Origin of the sequence: Pseudomonas sp. FP2338 (genome assembly GCF_030687515.1) — a bacterium.
GTDB classification, from domain to species: domain Bacteria; phylum Pseudomonadota; class Gammaproteobacteria; order Pseudomonadales; family Pseudomonadaceae; genus Aquipseudomonas; species Aquipseudomonas salomonii.
In genome coordinates this window covers 1,347,206-1,366,450 of record NZ_CP117436.1, presented here as the reverse complement: position 1 = coordinate 1,366,450, position 19,245 = coordinate 1,347,206, and the positions used below count along the sequence as shown (strand labels likewise).

General features: G+C 59.1%; 17 protein-coding genes. 10 read left to right on the top strand and 7 right to left on the bottom strand.

Annotated elements, in window-relative coordinates; genetic code table 11:
* Nucleotides 1-35 precede the first annotated feature (35 nt).
* Nucleotides 36-2,615 carry a DNA mismatch repair protein MutS gene (gene mutS / locus PSH96_RS05950; RefSeq protein ID WP_305458136.1) on the top strand — a complete coding sequence of 860 codons (2,580 nt, stop codon included), beginning with the start codon at nucleotides 36-38 and terminating at the stop codon, nucleotides 2,613-2,615.
* 142 nt (nucleotides 2,616-2,757) lie between these two features.
* On the top strand, nucleotides 2,758-3,081 hold the full coding sequence (gene fdxA, locus PSH96_RS05945; protein ID WP_065928912.1) for a ferredoxin FdxA: 324 nt from the start codon (nucleotides 2,758-2,760) through the stop codon (nucleotides 3,079-3,081).
* Between the two features lie 494 nt (nucleotides 3,082-3,575).
* On the opposite strand, the gene apbC is transcribed toward fdxA, so the two are convergent.
* The gene (gene apbC / locus PSH96_RS05940; RefSeq protein ID WP_056857618.1) at nucleotides 3,576-4,670 is read right to left on the bottom strand and encodes an iron-sulfur cluster carrier protein ApbC; all 1,095 of its coding nucleotides are present in this window, start codon (nucleotides 4,668-4,670) and stop codon (nucleotides 3,576-3,578) included.
* 172 nt (nucleotides 4,671-4,842) lie between these two features.
* On the opposite strand from apbC, the gene metG reads away from it, so the two are divergent.
* The 4 genes from metG to PSH96_RS05920 all read left to right on the top strand — a co-directional run bounded on the left by metG (nucleotide 4,843) and on the right by PSH96_RS05920 (nucleotide 9,001).
* Complete coding sequence (metG, locus tag PSH96_RS05935) at nucleotides 4,843-6,894, top strand: methionine--tRNA ligase (protein ID WP_058421611.1); 2,052 nt, start codon at nucleotides 4,843-4,845, stop codon at nucleotides 6,892-6,894.
* Nucleotides 6,895-7,034: 140 nt separating this feature from the next.
* On the top strand, nucleotides 7,035-8,003 hold the full coding sequence (gene rsxB / locus PSH96_RS05930; RefSeq protein ID WP_305458132.1) for an electron transport complex subunit RsxB: 969 nt from the start codon (nucleotides 7,035-7,037) through the stop codon (nucleotides 8,001-8,003).
* A gap of 69 nt (nucleotides 8,004-8,072) precedes the next feature.
* Nucleotides 8,073-8,711, top strand: coding sequence for an endonuclease III (nth, locus tag PSH96_RS05925; RefSeq protein ID WP_056857621.1), 639 nt, complete (start codon nucleotides 8,073-8,075; stop codon nucleotides 8,709-8,711).
* 107 nt (nucleotides 8,712-8,818) lie between these two features.
* The gene (locus tag PSH96_RS05920) at nucleotides 8,819-9,001 is read left to right on the top strand and encodes a PA3496 family putative envelope integrity protein (protein WP_058421608.1); all 183 of its coding nucleotides are present in this window, start codon (nucleotides 8,819-8,821) and stop codon (nucleotides 8,999-9,001) included.
* Between the two features lie 85 nt (nucleotides 9,002-9,086).
* On the opposite strand, the gene PSH96_RS05915 is transcribed toward PSH96_RS05920, so the two are convergent.
* The 3 genes from PSH96_RS05915 to PSH96_RS05905 form a co-directional block, all read right to left on the bottom strand.
* Nucleotides 9,087-9,719 carry a response regulator transcription factor gene (locus PSH96_RS05915; RefSeq protein WP_056857623.1) on the bottom strand — a complete coding sequence of 211 codons (633 nt, stop codon included), beginning with the start codon at nucleotides 9,717-9,719 and terminating at the stop codon, nucleotides 9,087-9,089.
* Between the two features lie 635 nt (nucleotides 9,720-10,354).
* Nucleotides 10,355-11,572, bottom strand: a complete 1,218-nt coding sequence (locus tag PSH96_RS05910; RefSeq protein WP_003208700.1) for an argininosuccinate synthase — start codon at nucleotides 11,570-11,572, stop codon at nucleotides 10,355-10,357.
* Nucleotides 11,573-11,701: 129 nt separating this feature from the next.
* Nucleotides 11,702-12,610, bottom strand: coding sequence for an OmpA family protein (locus tag PSH96_RS05905; RefSeq protein ID WP_305458129.1), 909 nt, complete (start codon nucleotides 12,608-12,610; stop codon nucleotides 11,702-11,704).
* Between the two features lie 156 nt (nucleotides 12,611-12,766).
* Between PSH96_RS05905 and pyrC the strand changes: the two genes are divergently transcribed.
* On the top strand, nucleotides 12,767-13,813 hold the full coding sequence (pyrC, locus tag PSH96_RS05900; protein WP_017137042.1) for a dihydroorotase: 1,047 nt from the start codon (nucleotides 12,767-12,769) through the stop codon (nucleotides 13,811-13,813).
* On the top strand, nucleotides 13,810-14,481 hold the full coding sequence (rnt, locus tag PSH96_RS05895; protein WP_017137041.1) for a ribonuclease T: 672 nt from the start codon (nucleotides 13,810-13,812) through the stop codon (nucleotides 14,479-14,481). The genes pyrC and rnt overlap by 4 nt, the downstream gene beginning before the upstream one ends.
* Before the next feature lie 283 nt (nucleotides 14,482-14,764).
* Here the strand turns inward: rnt and PSH96_RS05890 are convergent, their stop codons facing one another.
* On the bottom strand, nucleotides 14,765-15,367 hold the full coding sequence (locus tag PSH96_RS05890) for a peroxiredoxin (RefSeq protein WP_003172097.1): 603 nt from the start codon (nucleotides 15,365-15,367) through the stop codon (nucleotides 14,765-14,767).
* A 243-nt stretch (nucleotides 15,368-15,610) separates the two neighbouring features.
* Here PSH96_RS05890 and PSH96_RS05885 point away from each other — a divergent pair, with 243 nt between their 5' ends.
* Both PSH96_RS05885 and bfr read left to right on the top strand, forming a co-directional pair.
* Nucleotides 15,611-15,829: a bacterioferritin-associated ferredoxin gene (locus PSH96_RS05885; protein WP_010564137.1), complete on the top strand. Its 219-nt coding sequence runs from the start codon at nucleotides 15,611-15,613 to the stop codon at nucleotides 15,827-15,829.
* 201 nt (nucleotides 15,830-16,030) lie between these two features.
* Entirely contained in the window at nucleotides 16,031-16,501 is a 471-nt protein-coding gene (bfr, locus tag PSH96_RS05880; RefSeq protein WP_017137040.1) for a bacterioferritin, read from the top strand.
* Between the two features lie 84 nt (nucleotides 16,502-16,585).
* On the opposite strand, the gene grxD is transcribed toward bfr, so the two are convergent.
* Both grxD and PSH96_RS05870 read right to left on the bottom strand, forming a co-directional pair.
* On the bottom strand, nucleotides 16,586-16,924 hold the full coding sequence (gene grxD / locus PSH96_RS05875) for a Grx4 family monothiol glutaredoxin (protein WP_010212745.1): 339 nt from the start codon (nucleotides 16,922-16,924) through the stop codon (nucleotides 16,586-16,588).
* Nucleotides 16,925-17,008: 84 nt separating this feature from the next.
* The gene (locus tag PSH96_RS05870; protein ID WP_305458126.1) at nucleotides 17,009-19,117 is read right to left on the bottom strand and encodes a molybdopterin oxidoreductase family protein; all 2,109 of its coding nucleotides are present in this window, start codon (nucleotides 19,115-19,117) and stop codon (nucleotides 17,009-17,011) included.
* Between the last annotated feature and the right edge of the window lie 128 nt (nucleotides 19,118-19,245).

Sequence of the window (19,245 nt, the reverse complement as noted above, 5' to 3'; positions counted from 1 at the left end):
ATTGTCAAATAGACAGGTAGAGCCGAAAGCCCCGTATGACAGACCTTTCAAGTCACACTCCAATGATGCAGCAGTACTGGCGCCTGAAAAACCAGCACCCTGATCAGTTGATGTTCTATCGCATGGGCGACTTCTACGAGATCTTCTACGAAGACGCGAAGAAGGCCGCCAAGCTGCTGGACATCACCCTGACCGCGCGCGGGCAGTCGGCGGGGCAGTCGATTCCGATGTGTGGGATTCCTTACCATTCGTTGGAAGGTTATCTCGTCAAGCTGGTGAAGCTGGGCGAGTCGGTGGTGATCTGTGAGCAGATCGGCGACCCGGCCACCAGCAAAGGCCCGGTGGAACGTCAGGTGGTGCGCATTATTACGCCGGGCACGGTGAGTGATGAGGCGTTGCTGGATGAGCGTCGTGACAACCTGATCGCAGCGGTGTTGGGCGATGAGCGTTTGTTCGGCCTGTCGGTGCTGGATATCACCAGCGGCAACTTCAGCGTGCTGGAGATCAAGGGCTGGGAGAACCTGCTGGCGGAGTTGGAGCGTATCAATCCGGTGGAGTTGTTGATTCCGGATGATTGGCCCAAGGATCTACCCGCGGAAAAACGCCGTGGGACCAAGCGTCGTGCGCCGTGGGATTTTGAGCGCGACACGGCGCTGAAAAGTCTGTGCCAGCAGTTCTCGGTGCAGGACCTTAAAGGCTTCGGCTGCGAGACGCTGACCCTGGCCATCGGCGCCGCCGGTTGCTTGCTCAGCTACGCGAAGGAAACCCAGCGCACCGCCCTGCCGCATTTGCGCAGCCTGCGCCATGAGCGCCTGGATGACACCGTGGTGCTCGATGGCGCCAGCCGTCGCAACCTCGAACTGGACACCAACCTGGCCGGTGGCCGTGATAACACGCTGCAGTCGGTGGTCGACCGTTGCCAGACCGCCATGGGCAGCCGCTTGCTGACCCGCTGGTTGAACCGCCCACTGCGCGACCTGACTGTGCTGCAAGCGCGTCAGACGTCCATTACTTGCCTGCTGGATCGCTATCGTTTTGAGAACCTGCAGCCGCAGCTAAAGGAAATCGGCGATATCGAGCGCATCCTGGCGCGGATCGGCCTGCGCAATGCGCGACCACGTGACCTGGCGCGCCTGCGCGATGCCTTGAGCGCGCTGCCGCAGTTGCAAGTGGCGATGACCGAGCTGGACACGCCGCACCTGCAACAACTCGCCGTCACGGCCGGCACTTACCCGGACCTCGCGGCGCTGCTGGAAAAAGCCATTATCGACAACCCGCCGGCGATCATCCGTGACGGCGGCGTGCTTAAAACCGGTTACGACACCGAGCTGGACGAGCTGCAATCCCTGAGCGAAAACGCCGGGCAGTTCCTGATTGATCTGGAAGCCCGCGAAAAAGCCCGTACCGGCCTGGCTAACTTGAAGGTCGGCTACAACCGCGTGCACGGCTACTTTATCGAGTTGCCGAGCAAACAGGCCGAGTCGGCGCCGATTGATTATCAGCGTCGCCAAACCCTTAAAGGCGCCGAGCGTTTCATTACGCCGGAGCTGAAAGAGTTCGAAGACAAGGCACTGTCGGCCAAAAGCCGTGCCCTGGCGCGCGAAAAGATGCTGTATGAGGCGTTGCTTGAGGACTTGATCAGCCGCCTGGCGCCGCTGCAAGACACCGCCGCCGCCCTGGCGGAACTGGATGTGCTGAGCAACCTGGCCGAGCGGGCGCTGAACCTTGACTTGAACTGCCCGCGTTTTGTCAGTGAGCCGTGCATGCGTATCGTGCAGGGGCGCCACCCGGTGGTGGAGCAGGTGTTGACCACGCCGTTCGTGGCCAACGACCTGTCGCTGGATGACGACACGCGCATGCTGGTGATCACAGGTCCCAACATGGGTGGTAAATCCACCTACATGCGCCAGACCGCGTTGATCGTGTTGCTGGCGCACATCGGCAGCTTTGTGCCGGCGGCCAGTTGCGAGTTGTCACTGGTTGATCGCATTTTCACCCGGATCGGTTCCAGTGATGACCTGGCTGGCGGCCGTTCGACCTTTATGGTGGAGATGAGCGAAACCGCCAACATCCTGCACAACGCCACCGAACGCAGCCTGGTGCTGATGGACGAAGTGGGGCGCGGCACCAGCACCTTCGATGGTCTGTCGCTGGCGTGGGCGGCGGCCGAGCGTTTGGCGCATTTGCGCGCCTATACGCTGTTCGCCACGCACTATTTCGAGCTGACGGTGTTGCCGGAAAGCGAGCCGCTGGTGGCCAACGTGCATCTCAATGCCACTGAGCACAACGAGCGCATCGTGTTCCTGCACCACGTGCTGCCGGGGCCGGCAAGCCAGAGTTACGGTTTGGCCGTGGCGCAGTTGGCGGGGGTACCCGCGCAAGTCATCACCCGCGCCCGTGAACACTTGAGCCGCCTGGAAGAAACCGCCCTGCCCCACGAGATTCCCGTGGCGAGCCCGGCCAAAACCAGCAGCAAACCCAGCGCGCCGCACCAGAGTGATATGTTCGCCAGCCTGCCCCATCCGGTGCTGGATGAGTTGGCAAAGCTTGACCTGGACGGCTTGACGCCGCGTAAAGCGCTCGAAATGTTATATGCACTGCAAGTTCGGATATAACGCACAGGCTTGCAAGCTGGTAGACTCTCGCGCGGTTTGGGATGCTGCGGGTTATTAGCCTGGCCTGCAGACTATCGCTCCTGAACCTCGCGAGCCCTGCCACACAGGGTTTCGCTGCCGCCGCCTGAGGAGAAAATTAGAAATGACCTTCGTCGTTACCGACAACTGCATCAAGTGCAAGTACACCGACTGCGTCGAAGTGTGTCCGGTGGACTGCTTCTACGAAGGCCCGAACTTCCTGGTTATCCACCCGGATGAGTGCATTGACTGCGCCCTGTGTGAACCAGAATGCCCGGCCAATGCGATCTTCTCCGAAGATGAAATCCCGGCGGGCATGGAAAACTTTATCGAATTGAACCAGGAGTTGGCTGACATTTGGCCAAACATTACAGAGCGTAAAGATGCGCTGCCAGACGCTAAAGAGTGGGATGGCAAGCCAGGCAAGATCGCCGATCTGGAACGCTGATCAACTGGCTTCATCGCAAAGGCCCCTTGCGGGCCTTTTTGCGTTTGTGGGTGCTCGGTTTCACTTTTCTGCAGGCAAAAAAAAGGGGCGGTATGACCCGCCCACATTTTTTCCCTAGTCCCTGTATTCCTTTTCATCATCCTGATGAATCGCTTCCTGCGACGTTCCTTCAACCATCGTTCCTTGATGGCTGTGCCAATCCGTGGACACAGGGCTGATCTTAGAGAGTTCCGAGGGAAGTTCAACGGGATCCAAATGATCGGCTGACAGATTTGAACGCTCATTCAAGTATAAATATTTGTTATTTTTCAAAAGGATAGAAAAGTCTTTCGCCGTTTCGAGATGGACATGCCTAGTGAAAAAACCAAACACTTACGAAAAAGTAAGCGAATGCTTACACGCGCAATTGCGTAAACGCATGATGCGGAACCGTTGACTGATCGGCAGGCATAAAAAAGCCCCGACAACGCCGAGGCTGTTTTCCTTCAGCAAGCTCAGTCGTCGCTGACGGTGATGGTCGGCATTGCCGGTGCTGCGGCTTCCTGCAGGACGATCCGCGCGCCCACATGACGGGCCAGTTCCTGATACACCATAGCAATTGGCCCATCAGGCTCGGCGGCCACGGTGGGCTTGCCGCCGTCGGCCTGCTCACGAATTTCCATCGCCAGCGGCAACGACGCCAGCAACTCAACCCCGTACTGGGTCGCCAACTTCTCGCCGCCGCCTTCGCCAAACAAATGCTCGGCGTGGCCGCAGTTGGAGCAGATGTGTACCGCCATGTTTTCAACAACGCCCAGCACCGGGATGTTGACCTTGCGGAACATCTCCACGCCTTTTCTCGCATCCAGCAGCGCCAGGTCCTGAGGCGTGGTCACGATCACCGAACCGGCCACCGGCACCTTTTGCGCCAGGGTCAGCTGGATATCGCCGGTGCCTGGCGGCATGTCGATCACCAGGTAATCGAGGTCGCCCCAGGCGGTCTGGGTAACCAGTTGCAGCAAGGCGCCGGAGACCATCGGCCCGCGCCAGACCATCGGTGTGTTGTCGTCGGTGAGGAACGCCATGGACATGACTTCCACACCCAGCGACTCAATTGGCACAAACCACTTCTGGTCCTTCACCTTGGGCCGCGTGCCTTCAGCGATGCCGAACATCACGCCCTGGCTTGGGCCGTAGATATCGGCGTCGAGGATGCCCACACGCGCACCTTCTCGGGCCAGCGCCAGCGCCAGGTTGGCAGCGGTGGTGGACTTACCCACACCGCCCTTGCCGGAGGCCACCGCGATAACATTCTTGACGTTGGCCAGGCCCGGGATCTGCGCCTGGGCCTTGTGCGCGGCGATCACGCACTGGATGTCGACCTTGGCCGAACGCACGCCGTCCAGGCCTTCGATGGCCATTTGCAGCATCTGCGCCCAACCACTCTTGAACAAACCGGCGGCATAGCCCAGTTCCAACTGGACCGACACCTGGTCGCCCTGGACTTCAATGGCACGTACACAGCCGGCGCTGACCGGGTCCTGGTTCAAATAGGGGTCGGTGTACTGGCGAAGAACGGCTTCCACCGCTGCGCGATTGACGGCGCTCATGGGCTACTCCCGAAAAAAGACTGACTGAAACAGGCGGCTATCCTAACCGTTCCGGCCGCCCAGCGGCATGCTTTCGAGGCCTGGGAAGATTCAGAAACAGCACCACGGGGTGAAATATATTTCCCGGCGCTTTATAGTGGCCGACCTCCGTTTCATCAAGTAGCCGAGCCCCATGTCCGAGCCACGCAAGATCCTCGTCACCAGCGCCCTGCCCTATGCCAATGGTTCCATCCATCTTGGCCATATGCTTGAGTACATCCAGACCGATATGTGGGTGCGCTTCCAGAAGCATCGCGGCAACCAATGCATTTATGTCTGCGCGGACGACGCCCACGGTTCGGCCATCATGTTGCGCGCCGAGAAGGAAGGCATCACCCCGGAACAACTGATCGCCAATGTGCAGGCTGAACACAGCGCCGACTTTGCCGAGTTCCTGGTGGACTTCGACAACTTCCACTCGACCCACTCCGAAGAAAACCGCGAGCTGTCGAGCCAGATCTACCTGCGCTTGAAAGAAGCCGGGCACATCGACCAGCGTTCGGTGACCCAGTATTTCGACCCGGAAAAGAAAATGTTCCTGGCCGACCGCTTCATCAAGGGCACTTGCCCTAAATGCGGCACCGAAGACCAGTACGGCGACAACTGCGAAAAATGTGGTGCGACCTATGCACCGACTGACTTGAAGAACCCGAAGTCGGCAATCTCCGGCGCCACCCCGGTGCTCAAGGATTCCCAGCACTTCTTCTTCAAGCTCCCGGATTTCCAGCAGATGCTGCAAACCTGGACCCGCAGCGGCACCTTGCAGGACGCCGTGGCCAATAAACTCTCCGAATGGCTCGACAGCGGCCTGCAGCAGTGGGACATCTCCCGCGATGCGCCGTACTTCGGCTTCGAGATCCCGGGCGAACCAGGCAAGTACTTCTATGTGTGGCTGGACGCGCCGATTGGCTACATGGCCAGCTTCAAGAACCTCTGCGACCGCACGCCGGAGCTGGACTTCGATGCGTACTGGGCCAAGGATTCCACCGCCGAGCTGTACCACTTCATCGGCAAGGACATCGTCAACTTCCACGCGCTGTTCTGGCCAGCCATGCTCGAAGGCTCGGGCTATCGCAAGCCGACCGGCATCGCCGTGCACGGCTACCTGACGGTCAATGGCCAGAAAATGTCCAAGTCCCGTGGCACCTTTATCAAGGCGCGCACCTACCTGGACCACCTGTCGCCGGAATATCTGCGCTACTACTACGCCGCCAAGCTCGGCCGCGGTGTCGACGACCTGGACCTGAACCTGGAAGACTTCGTACAGAAGGTCAACTCGGACCTGGTCGGCAAAGTCGTCAACATCGCCAGCCGTTGCGCCGGGTTTATCCACAAGGGCAATGCTGGTGTGCTGGTGGCTGAAAACGCTGCTCCAGAGCTGACCGAAGCCTTCCTGGCCGCCGCGCCCAGCATTGCCGACGCCTATGAAGCCCGTGACTTTGCCCGTGCCATGCGCGAGATCATGGGCCTGGCCGACCGTGCCAACGCCTGGATCGCCGACAAGGCGCCGTGGTCGCTGAACAAGCAGGAAGGCAAGCAGGCGGAGGTCCAGGCGATCTGCGCCACGGGCGTCAACCTGTTCCGTCAGTTGGTGATTTTCCTCAAGCCGGTGCTGCCATTGCTGGCCGCTGATGCCGAGGCGTTCCTCAACGTCGCGCCGCTGACCTGGAACGACCACGCCACCCTGCTCAGCAACCATCAGTTGAACGAGTTCAAGCCGTTGATGACGCGTATCGACCCGGTAAAAGTCCAGGCCATGACCGACGCTTCGAAAGAAGACCTGGTCGCCAGCCAGACCGACACCGGTTCGGCTGCGCCCGCCGGTAACGGTGAGTTGGCCAAGGATCCGATTTCGGCGGAAATCGACTTCGACGCCTTTGCCGCCGTCGACCTGCGCGTTGCGCTGATCGTCAAGGCCGAGGCCGTCGAAGGTGCCGACAAGTTGCTGCGCCTGACCCTGGACCTGGGTGGCGAGCAACGTAACGTGTTCTCCGGCATCAAGAGCGCCTACCCGGACCCGTCCAAGCTCGACGGTCGCCTGACCATGATGATCGCCAACCTCAAGCCACGCAAAATGAAGTTCGGTATCTCCGAAGGCATGGTGATGGCAGCGGGCCCTGGCGGCGAAGAGATCTACCTGTTGAGCCCTGACAGCGGCGCCAAGCCGGGTCAACGTATCAAGTAAGCCTGCACAGCCCGTCTGCGGTAAGCGGGCATCCCGTAGCAGACGGGCTTCCTGTGGCAAACGGGCCTGGCGTGGCAAACAGACTCACTAGCCACTCCAACAGGCCCTGTTTGTTCAACCGGCATACCAATGATCACCCCATGAACTTGATTCAACGTATCGACGCGCTGCTGCCGCAGACCCAATGCGGCAAATGCGGGCATCCGGGTTGCAAGCCTTACGCCGAGGGCATCGCCCAGGGCGAGGCGATCAACAAGTGCCCGCCCGGTGGGCAGGAAACCATTGCTGGCCTGGCCCACCTGTTGCGCGTGCCGGTGTTGGAACTGGACACCAGTCGCGGCGAAGCTCCGGCCCAGGTGGCCTACATTCGCGAAGCCGAGTGCATTGGCTGCACCAAGTGCATCCAGGCGTGCCCGGTGGATGCGATTGTCGGCGCGGCCAAGTTGATGCACACCGTGATCATGGATGAATGCACCGGCTGCGACCTGTGTGTTGCGCCCTGCCCTGTGGACTGCATCGAAATGCGCCCGGCGACCGCTGTGCTGGCGATTGTCGGCGGCCTGGCCAGCAATGATCTGCACTATCAGGCACGCGCCCTCAAGCGCGACCGCGCGCGGCGGCGCTTTGAGCAACGCAATGCGCGGCTGCAACGCGAGGAGGCGCATAAACTCGCCGAGCGCCTGGCGCGGGCTAAACGTTCGGCACCGCCGGCTGCCCCCGTAGCAGCCGATGACACTCAAGCGGCCCGGGATACAGCGGTCAAGAAAGCCAAGATCGCCGTTGCCATGAGCCGTGCCCAACTGCATAAATCACTCAAGGCATTTGGACATCCACCGACCTTTGAGCAGCAATCGCAGTTGATCCTGCTGCAACAGCAGTTCGAAGCGGCGGAGCAGGCGCTGGCCGCCCTGGAAGTACATGCCACACCGGCGCCAGCAGTTGCGCCGAGTAACAGCGCCGACCTCAAGCGCGCTAAAATCCAGCTGGCCATGCGTCGCGCAGAATTGCACAAAGCCCAGAATCTAAACGCCGCCCCAGAGCAATTGGCCGAGGCGCAAAGCAAACTCGATGACGCACAACGCCAAGTGGATGCTCATAACAGCGCTTAAACCGAAAATAAACCCTGCTGTGTGTATTGCTACAATCCCGCTGATCGCCTGCAAGGAACCACCCGCCCCATGAATGCCGCAAAACGCCTGGAAATTTTCCGCAGGTTTCACGAAGACAATCCGGAACCCAAGACCGAACTGGCCTACTCGTCGCCGTTCGAGTTGCTGATTGCGGTGATCCTGTCGGCACAATCCACCGACGTTGGCGTCAATAAGGCTACGGCCAAACTGTACCCGGTGGCCAATACGCCAGCCGCCATTTACGCCCTGGGTGTGGACGGTTTGTCGGAATACATCAAGACGATCGGCCTTTACAACAGCAAGGCCAAGAACGTCATTGAGACCTGCCGCCTGTTGGTTGAATTGCACGGCAGTGAAGTGCCGCAAACCCGTGAAGCCCTGGAAGCACTTCCAGGCGTAGGCCGAAAAACCGCTAACGTGGTGCTCAATACCGCGTTCCGGCAACTGACCATGGCAGTGGACACGCATATTTTCCGCGTCAGTAACCGCACCGGGATCGCGCGCGGCAAGAACGTGGTCGAGGTCGAAAAGCAGTTGATGAAGTTTGTACCCAAGCCCTATTTGCTCGACTCCCACCACTGGCTGATCCTGCACGGGCGCTACGTATGCCAGGCCCGCAAGCCTCGCTGCGGAAGTTGCCGCATCGAAGACCTGTGCGAATACAAGGACAAAACCTCGGACGATTGAGGGTTCATTGGTTTTCTCGATCAGTCGATTGAAAAAATCTTTTTTACCCGTTCGTGGATTATCGTTATAAGGAGCGCCAACGGCAGTCTTAGCCTGGAGTTAACCTTATGAGCACTGGCAAAGAGCAACTGGATGTAGAAGACGATCTCGTTGAAGTGACGGATGACGAAGGGGACGCCCCTGTGGCAGAGGTGGCCAAGACCAATTTGAGCAAACGCCGCACTATCGACAACCTGCTGGAAGAGCGACGCTTGCAAAAACAACTGGCCGATTACGACTTCGACCTCTGATCGATGCGCTGACGGCCGGAAGCCTCCCTGACGGAGGCTTTTTTTTGCCGGTTATTCGGGTTTTAGTGCACAACCGCACCCGCGCCTACACGAGGCCGTTGCGCTGGGCCAGCTCGATCAGGTCTACGAGGGAGCGTGCATTGAGCTTGAGTAACAGCCGGGTCTTGTAGGTGCTGACGGTTTTGTTGCTCAGGAACATGCCATCGGCGATTTCCTTGTTGGTTTTGCCTCGGGCCAGTTGCTGCAACACCATCATCTCGCGACCCGACAGGCGTTCAACCATGTCCGCCTCGCTGGCATTGCCCATGGTCGAGCGTACCGAGTTGAGCGCCTGGTTGGGGAAATAGCTGTAGCCGGAGAGTACCGCCTTGATGGCGCTCAACAGCTCGGTCAGGTCCTGTTGCTTGCACACGTACCCCGCCGCCCCCGCCTGCATGCAGCGCATGGAAAAATGGCCGGGCGCCTGGGACGTCAGCACCAGCACCTTGACGGGCGCGGACTGCTTGGTAGACGCCAGGCGACAGATAACTTCCAGGCCATCGAGCTTGGGTATCCCGATATCCAGTATGACAATGTCCGGCATATGTTCCCGTGCAAGTTGCAACGCATCGACGCCGTTATCAGTCTCGGCAACGACTTCATAACCATGACGTTCCATTAGCATGCGCACAGCAAGACGAATGACGGGATGATCATCCACGATCAGCACTTTATTCATGAGAAAGTCCAATTTCGCTGTTCGAATTATTTAGAGCAAGCACAATAGCCTAGTCGTTTCCTAGTTGGCATAGCGCTCCCCCCAAGCAACAGCAAGCAGAGACCCAACCCACAACGATATAGGAATTAACCTACAAAAAAACACAAACTCAGGTGCATCCGGTTTTATGGAGCCCTTCAGAACTTTCCGGGGTCGTACATATTTTGAGTTAAATATGCACCGCAGAATGGGTGCGAGGTAAATGTACCGCACATGACTTTCAGGAAATACCCCTTGCTTGTGGCAGCAAAGCCAGTGAGCAGCGGCAAAAAAATCAACTGATTTAGTTCCATTCAACATAGCTGTTTACATCCTTATTTCCTACAGAAGTTTCAGCGCCCTACACACTCGCCTTACTTGTGTAGTGAATTTTCCGTCAGATATAGTTCCTATGCAGGTGTAAAAAATTCATTCGACCGTACAGAAATAAACACACCCGGTGCGGAAAAGGCCGTGTTCAACTTCACTATTCAACAAACGTTAAACAGCCACGCACCGTTTAAACATCAGCGCGCATTTAAAGTCGTCTATCTTTATAGGCAGGCAAAAAAATGGCCCCTTGAACAAGGGGCCATTTTTTACAACGAAGGCAGCACTCAGAACAGCTTGCGACCCTTGTTGGCGGCGATGCGCATACGCAGCGCGTTCAGCTTGATGAAGCCTGCGGCGTCCGCCTGATTGTAAGCACCGCCGTCTTCTTCGAAGGTGGCGATGTTGGCGTCGAACAGCGACTCATCAGACTTGCGACCGGTGACGATCACGTTGCCCTTGTACAGCTTCAGGCGCACAACGCCGTTCACGTGGACCTGGGAGGCGTCGATCATCTGTTGCAGCATCAGGCGCTCCGGGCTCCACCAGTAACCGGTGTAGATCAGGCTGGCGTACTTGGGCATCAGCTCGTCTTTGAGGTGAGCCACTTCGCGGTCCAGGGTGATGGACTCAATGGCGCGGTGGGCGCGCAGCATGATGGTGCCGCCTGGGGTTTCGTAGCAGCCACGGGACTTCATGCCCACGTAACGGTTCTCGACGATGTCGAGACGGCCGATACCGTGTTCGCCACCGATACGGTTCAGGGTCGCCAGCACGGTGGCCGGGGTCATTTCGACGCCGTCCAGTGCCACGATGTCGCCATTGCGGTAGGTCAGTTCCAGGTACTGGGCCTTGTCTGGAGCGTTCTCCGGGGAGACGGTCCATTTCCACATGTCTTCTTCGTGCTCGGTCCAGGTGTCTTCCAGCACGCCGCCTTCATAGGAGATGTGCAGCAAGTTGGCGTCCATCGAGTACGGGGACTTCTTCTTGCCGTGACGCTCGATCGGGATCGCATGCTTTTCTGCGTAATCCATCAGCTTTTCACGGGACAACAGGTCCCATTCACGCCACGGTGCTATCACTTTCACGCCTGGCTTGAGCGCGTAGGCACCCAGCTCGAAACGCACCTGGTCGTTGCCCTTGCCGGTAGCGCCATGGGAAATGGCGTCGGCGCCGGTTTCGTTGGCGATTTCGATCAGGCGTTTGGCGATCAGCGGACGTGCGATGGAAGTACCCAGCAGGTACTCGCCTTCGTAGACGGTGTTGGCGCGAAACATCGGGAAGACGAAATCGCGGACGAATTCTTCGCGCAGGTCGTCAATGTAGATCTCTTTCACGCCCATGGCTTGCGCCTTGGCACGTGCAGGTTCGACCTCTTCGCCCTGACCCAGGTCAGCGGTGAAGGTCACCACTTCACAGTTATAAGTATCCTGCAGCCACTTGAGGATCACCGAAGTGTCCAGGCCGCCGGAATACGCGAGAACGACCTTGTTTACGTCGGCCATGCCATCACTCCACGGGGTTGTACGGAAAGCCGTCGATTCTACCGACCAAAACCGTGAATTTACAGAGGCGCGACAGCAAATGAAGATAAAGCGACAGATTATATCGAGCGGGCGACCGATGGTCGCACCTTATGAGGTGTGGGCCGCGTTGCTCGGGCCAGTGGCCTGGGGCGCGGGTTTCTCGGGGGTAGCCACGCGTTCGAGCTGAATATTCACGCGGCGATTGCGGGCGCGGTTGGCGGCATTGGTATTGGGCGCCAGTGGGTAACTTTCACCGTGAAAACGCATCGTGATCTGCGCTTCCTGAATGCCATTGGCCTTGAGGTAGTCCATCACCGCCAGGGCACGACGGCGCGAGACGTCACGGTTGGTCAGGCGGTTGCCGCTGTTGTCGGAATGCCCATTGAGCTCGACGTGATTGACCGTCGGGTCGGCTTTCATGAATGCGAGAATCACATCCAGCTTCTTTTTGGCAGCGGCGTCCAGCTCAATACCGCCGCCGGGGAAGCCGACTTCCGTCTGTTTGACCTGATCGTAATTCATCGGCAACAGCTTGGTGGTGCACAGTTGATAGTCGTTGAAGGCCTTGTTGAATTTCACCGGCAACAGGCGGACTTCCGAGTAGCCGCCCTCACGCCCGTAATGCCGCACGGTGGGGCTGCGCCCTTCGAGCAAGCCGGTGAACAAACGCCCGGCCTGGGCCTGGGAGCTGTTGAACAGCACATCACCACTGCCGACACGCACCGCACCGAGGTTGATATCGCCACGGCCCGGTTGCCACGGAGCAGCCGCCGCCAACAAGGTCGCCGAGCCCGCACCGAGCGCGCCGCTGTAGGCTTTCAGGCGAAATGTCGCCTGCTCGCCGGCCCGGCGCACGAACTCACCCGAACCGAAATCGGTGATCGGCTGGGTCAGGCGGCACTCGAATTGGTCGCCTTCCACCTTCCACTCAATGTTCTCCAGGCGTGTCTGGAAGGTGAGTGCCATCGCAGGCAGGCTGGCGAACACACTGAGCAGGGCTAGATAATGCTGGCGCACGGGAGGCTCCACTGGTTTCTACAACACTTCAAAGCGTCATACGTCGTTAAGGCATACCCAGGGATATCGGACACGTGCGGCAAAACTTGATAGCGAGTGCCTGCAAGAGTCTTTTCCGGTAGCATTCCCACCAGATTGACCCGCCTGGAATCCCCAATGTCCGACCGCCTGACCCTGCTGCGTCCCGACGACTGGCATATTCATCTTCGCGATGGTGCTGCGTTACCCCAAACCGTGGCCGATGTAGCGCGCACGTTTGGCCGCGCGATTATCATGCCTAACCTGGTACCTCCGGTGCGTAATGCCGAGCAAGCCGATGCCTATCGCCAGCGTATCCTCGCTGCGCGCCCGGCCGGCAGCCGCTTCGAACCGTTGATGGTGCTCTACCTCACCGACCGCACCCAGCCTGCCGAGATCCGCGAGGCCAAGGCCAGCGGTTTTGTGTACGCCGCCAAGCTGTACCCGGCGGGCGCGACCACCAACTCCGACTCCGGCGTGACCAGTATCGACAAGATTCTGCCGGCGATCGAAGCCATGGCTGAAGTCGGCATGCCGCTGCTGATCCACGGTGAAGTCACCCGTGGCGATGTGGATGTGTTTGATCGTGAAAAGATCTTCATCGACGAGCATATGCGCCGTGTGGTCGAGCTGTTCCCGACCCTCAAGGTCGTGTTCGAACACATCACCACCGCCGACGCCGTGCAGTTCGTCAACGAGGCTTCGGCCAACGTCGGCGCGACCATCACCGCGCATCACCTGCTCTACAACCGCAACCACATGCTGGTGGGCGGCATTCGGCCGCACTTCTATTGCCTGCCGATCCTCAAGCGCAACACCCACCAGGTGGCCCTGCTGGACGCCGCCACCAGCGGCAGCCCGAAGTTCTTCCTCGGCACCGACTCGGCGCCCCACGCCCAGCACGCCAAAGAAGCCGCATGCGGCTGTGCCGGTTGCTACACCGCGTATGCCGCCATCGAGCTGTATGCCGAAGCGTTTGAACAGCGCAACGCCCTGGACAAGCTCGAGGCGTTCGCCAGCCTCAATGGCCCGCGTTTCTACGGCCTGCCGGCGAATACCGACCGCATTACCCTGGTTCGTGAAGACTGGACCGCCCCTGCCAGCTTGCCGTTTGGCGAGCTGACTGTTATCCCGCTGCGCGCCGGTGAAACACTGCGCTGGCGCCTGCTGGAGGAAAGCAAGTGAGTGAAGACCATTACGACGACGAACACGAGCACAGTGGTGGCGGCTCCCGCCACCCGATGGCCGAGCGGTTTCGCGGCTATCTGCCGGTTGTCATCGACGTAGAAACCGGTGGTTTCAACTGCGCCACCGACGCGTTGCTGGAAATCGCCGCTACCACCATCGGCATGGACGAGCAGGGTTTTGTGTTCCCGGAACACACCCATTTCTTCCGCGTGGAGCCGTTTGAAGGTGCGAATATCGAAGCTGCAGCCCTGGAATTCACCGGGATCAAGCTCGATCACCCGCTGCGCATGGCTGTGAGTGAAGAAGCGGCGCTGACCGATATCTTCCGTGGTGTACGCAAAGCGTTGAAGGCCAATGGCTGCAAACGCGCGATCCTGGTTGGCCACAACAGCAGCTTCGACCTGGGCTTCCTGAATGCTGCCGTGACGCGGTTGGACATGAAGCGCAACCCGTTTCACCCGTTCTCCAGCTTCGACACCGCCACGCTTGCGGGCCTGGCTTACGGCCAGACCGTGCTGGCGAAGGCCTGCCAGGCAGCCGGTATCGACTTTGACGGTCGTGAGGCCCACTCAGCCCGCTACGACACCGAAAAGACCGCCGAGCTGTTCTGCGGCATCGTCAACCGCTGGAAACAGATGGGCGGCTGGGAAGACTTCAACGACTGAGGCTGACGCCTCTGTAGCAAGCGAGCTTCTGTGGCAAGCGAGTTTGTTGTGGCGAGGGAGCTTGCTCCCGCTGGGCTGCGCAGCGGCCCCCAATAAGATCGCCTCGGTTGACCTGTTAAACCGCGGTGTCAGGATTTGGGGCCGCTTCGCAGCCCAGCGGGAGCAAGCTCCCTCGCCACAAAAGCTCATTCACCACAACAAGCTCGCTCGCCACAGAGTCAAAAATGCAGTGCATAAAAAAACCGGCCCTCACAGGCCGGTTTTTTTGTACCTGAAACGAGGCTTACAGCTTGCCAGCGTTCTCGGTCAGGTAAGCCGCAACGCCTTCTGGCGAAGCGTTCATGCCTTTGTCGCCTTTTTTCCAGTTGGCAGGGCAGACTTCGCCGTGCTCTTCGTGGAATTGCAGGGCGTCAACCAGACGGATCAGCTCTTCCATGTTACGGCCCAGCGGCAGGTCGTTGATGATCTGCGAGCGTACAACGCCCTTGTCGTCGATCAGGAACGCGCCACGGAACGCCACGCCGCCTTCGGACTCAACGTCGTAGGCCTTGGCAATGTCGTGCTTCATGTCGGCAGCCATGGTGTATTTGACTTTGCCGATGCCACCATCATTGATGGCGGTGTTGCGCCAGGCGTTGTGGGTGAAATGGGAGTCGATGGAAACGGCGACCACTTCAACGTTGCGCGCCTTGAAATCGTCCATGCGGTGGTCCAGAGCGATCAGCTCCGACGGGCACACGAAGGTGAAGTCCAGCGGGTAGAAGAACACCAGGCCGTATTTGCCTTTGATGGCTTCAGACAGTTTAAAGCTGTCAACGATTTCGCCATTGCCGAGGACGGCAGGTACGTCGAAGTCCGGGGCTTGTTTGCCGACGAGTACGCTCATTGGGTATCTCCTGATGTAAGGGTGACGATTGAAGTAAAAGGACCGGCCCAAGTCTGGCGCAGTTAAGCGACAGGCCTGTGACGCAGTCACGCTTCGTGAAGACCGACCATCATACACTGAAAAAACCGTTCGTCAGCGCGCCGCAGGGACCTGGCAATACCTCGCGAATCTACTTTGACAATCATTCTCGTTAACATTAAGATCCATCGCACTTAAGCCTTAAACCCGCGATGGTTCTCCCTTATGTATGTCTGCCTCTGCACTGGCGTCACCGACGGACAAATCCGCGAAGCAATCTATGAAGGTTGCTGCAGCTACAAGGAAGTACGTGAAACCACCGGCGTTGCCAGCCAGTGCGGCAAATGTGCTTGCCTCGCCAAGCAAGTGGTACGGGAAACCCTGACGCAGCTGCAAACAGCCCAGGCCGCGCTCCCCTACTCAGCAGAATTTACACACGCTTAAATAGGCGTGTTTTGAAGAACCGGGCTTAGTGTCCGGTTTTTTTATGCCCACAATTCAATTAGTTAGCGCCAAGACGCGGAACACAAACATTCTTATTCCGATTAATTTTCATTTATTATTCAATAACTTAGGTTTGACACTAGGGATTTCGCCGCTCAAACTCCGCCTTATACACAGCTATTACAGGGCAGGACCCCAGTCATGAAAGGCGACATCTCAGTCATCCAGCAACTCAACAAAATCCTTGCCAATGAACTGGTCGCGATCAATCAGTACTTTCTGCATGCGCGCATGTATGACGATTGGGGCCTGGAAAAGCTCGGCAAGCGTGAATACAAAGAATCGATCAAGGCCATGAAGGACGCAGACGCGCTGATCAAGCGCATCCTGTTCCTGGAAGGCCTGCCGAACGTACAGGACCTGGGCAAGCTGAACATCGGCGAGCACACCCAGGAGATGATCAGCAGCGACCTGAAGTTCGAACAGAAGAGCCACAGCGACCTCAAGGCCGCCATCGCTCACTGCGAAACCAAAGGCGACTTCGGCAGCCGTGAGCTGCTGGAAGATATCCTGGAAGATCAGGAAGAACATATCGACTGGCTGGAAACCCAGCTGGGCTTGATCGTTAAAGTCAGCCTGGAAAACTACCTGCAATCGCAGATGGGTGAATAAGCGCTGAAGAGCGTTCCCACGTGGGAACGATCACAAAAAAGCCCCGCTCTCTTTCGAGAAGCGGGGCTTTTTATTGCTGGCGCATTACGCGTCAGTCTTGGCTGCCGCGTTTGCCGCTGCGTCTTTGATCAGCGCTTGCAACGAACCATCAGCTGCCATTTCAGTGATGATATCGCTACCGCCGACCAGTTCACCGGCCACCCACAATTGCGGGAAAGTTGGCCAGTTGGCGTACTTTGGCAGGTTGGCGCGGATTTCCGGGTTTTGCAGGATATCCACGTAAGCGAATTTCTCGCCGCACGCCATGATGGCCTGGGAAGCCTTCGCGGAGAAACCGCACTGAGGAGCGTTCGGGGCGCCCTTCATGTAAAGCAGAATGGTGTTATTGGCAATCTGCTCTTTGATCGTTTCGATGATATCCATGGAACACCTCGGCTGGAACTTTGCGACTCACAGGTCGGCACGGTGGCGCATTGTAACGCAAAATTCCAGCGCGGTGCTCGGGCCTTATGCGGCGGCCACCTGCACCGGCACGCCATTGAGCGCGGCGTTTCCAGACAATTCGTCCAATTGCCGCTCGTCGGTGAGGTCATTGGCACTGGCCCCGGGCTGCTCACTGGCGATGGTCATGCGCACGCCCGGCCGACCGTGCCCCCAGCCGTGAGGCAGGCTGACGACGCCGGGCATCATGTCCAGACTGGCCACCACTTCCACTTCGATCTCGCCAATGCGTGAGCTGACGCGCACCCACTGCCCATCGCTCAATTGTCGGCTGGCCAGGTCGTCGGGATGCATATGCAGTTGATGGCGCGGCTTGCCCTTCACCAGGCGGTGATAGTTATGCATCCAGGAATTGTTGCTGCGCACATGCCGACGGCCGATCAGTAACAGTTCATTGACCATCGGCACCGGCTGCGCGGCAAACCGCGCCAGGTCCGCCAGGATCACCGCAGGCGCCGCCTGCACGTGGCCGTCGGCGGTTTTCAAGCGGGCGGCCAGATTAGGCTTGAGCGGCCCCAGGTCCACGCCATGGGGATGATCGGCGAGCATGGCCACCGACAGTTTGTGCTCGGACGCATCGCCATAGACCCCGGCGCGCAAGCCAAAGTCGATCATCTGTGCCGGCGCCATGGTTGGCTTGAGCGCGGCGCCGGTGTGCGCAGCGAAGGCCTTGGCCAAACCGACGAAGATCTCCCAATCATGCAACGCGCCAACAGGCTTGGGCAGGATCGCGCGATTGAAGCGGGTGACGTTACGCACCGCAAACATATTGAATGTGGTGTCGTAGTGATCGTTTTCCAGCGCCGAGGTGGACGGCAGGATCAGGTCGGCATAGCGCGTGGTTTCGTTGATATACAGGTCGACGCTGACCATGAACTCCAAACCGTCCAGGGCCTTCTCCAGTTGGCGGCCGTTAGGCGTGGACAGCACCGGGTTTCCGGCCACCGTCACCAGGGCGCGGATCTGCCCTTCGCCTTCGGTGAGCATTTCTTCGGCCAGGGCCGAAACGGGCAGCTCACCACCGTACTCCGGCCGCCCGGACACCCGGCTTTGCCAGCGATTGAAGTGGCCACCGCCCGTGGAGGCCACCAGGTCCACCGCCGGCGTGGTGCACAGGGCGCCGCCGACACGATCGAGGTTGCCCGTGACCAGATTGATCAATTGCACCAGCCAATGGCACAGCGTGCCGAATGCCTGGGTCGATACGCCCATGCGCCCGTAGCACACGGCCTTGTCCGCCGCCGCAAAGTCCCGCGCCAACTGGCGGATCTGCTCGGCAGGCACGGCACACTGGCGGCTCATGGCTTCGGCGGTAAACCCGGCAATCGCCTGGCGCACAGCCTCCAGGCCAGCAATCGGCAAATGGCTGTCGCGGGTCAGGTTTTCGCTGAACAAGGTGTTGAGCAGCCCGAACAGCAGCGCCGCGTCGCCGCCGGGCCGTACGAACACATGCTGATCGGCAATCGCCGCCGTCTCGCTGCGCCGCGGGTCAACCACCACCACTGTGCCGCCACGCGCCTGGATGGCCTTGAGGCGTTTCTCCACATCGGGCACCGTCATGATGCTGCCGTTTGACGCCAGCGGGTTGCCGCCCAGGATCAGCATGAAGTCGGTGTGGTCGATGTCCGGAATCGGCAGCAACAAGCCATGGCCGTACATCAGGTGGCTGGTGAGGTGATGGGGCAACTGGTCCACCGAGGTGGCGGAAAACCGATTGCGCGTCTTCAGCAGGCCAAGGAAGTAGTTGCTGTGGGTCATCAACCCATAGTTATGCACGCTGGGGTTGCCCTGATACACCGCCACCGCATTCTGCCCGTGCCGGGCCTGAATGCCTGCGAGGCGTTCGGCCACCAGCGCAAAGGCTTCGTCCCACGGGATCGGCTGCCAGTCGCTGCCCACTCGCAGCATGGGCTGGTGCAGGCGGTCGGGGTCGTTCTGGATGTCCTGCAGCGCCACGGCTTTTGGGCAAATGTGTCCGCGACTGAATGTATCCAGCGGGTCGCCCTTGATGGAAGTGATCGCCAGGCTGCCGTCGTCCGCCTGGGTGGTTTCCAGGGTCAGACCGCAGATGGCTTCACACAGATGGCAGGCACGGTGGTGGAGAGTCTTGGTCATGGCCAGTCTCTTTATTGGGCTTTGGCCCAACTATGGCCCGACATCCGGACGCGCACCAGCAACGTTCGTCCTGTGAATCGAGGGGCATCAGGCCAGACCATGGGCAAGTGTTTCAAATCTTTGCATAT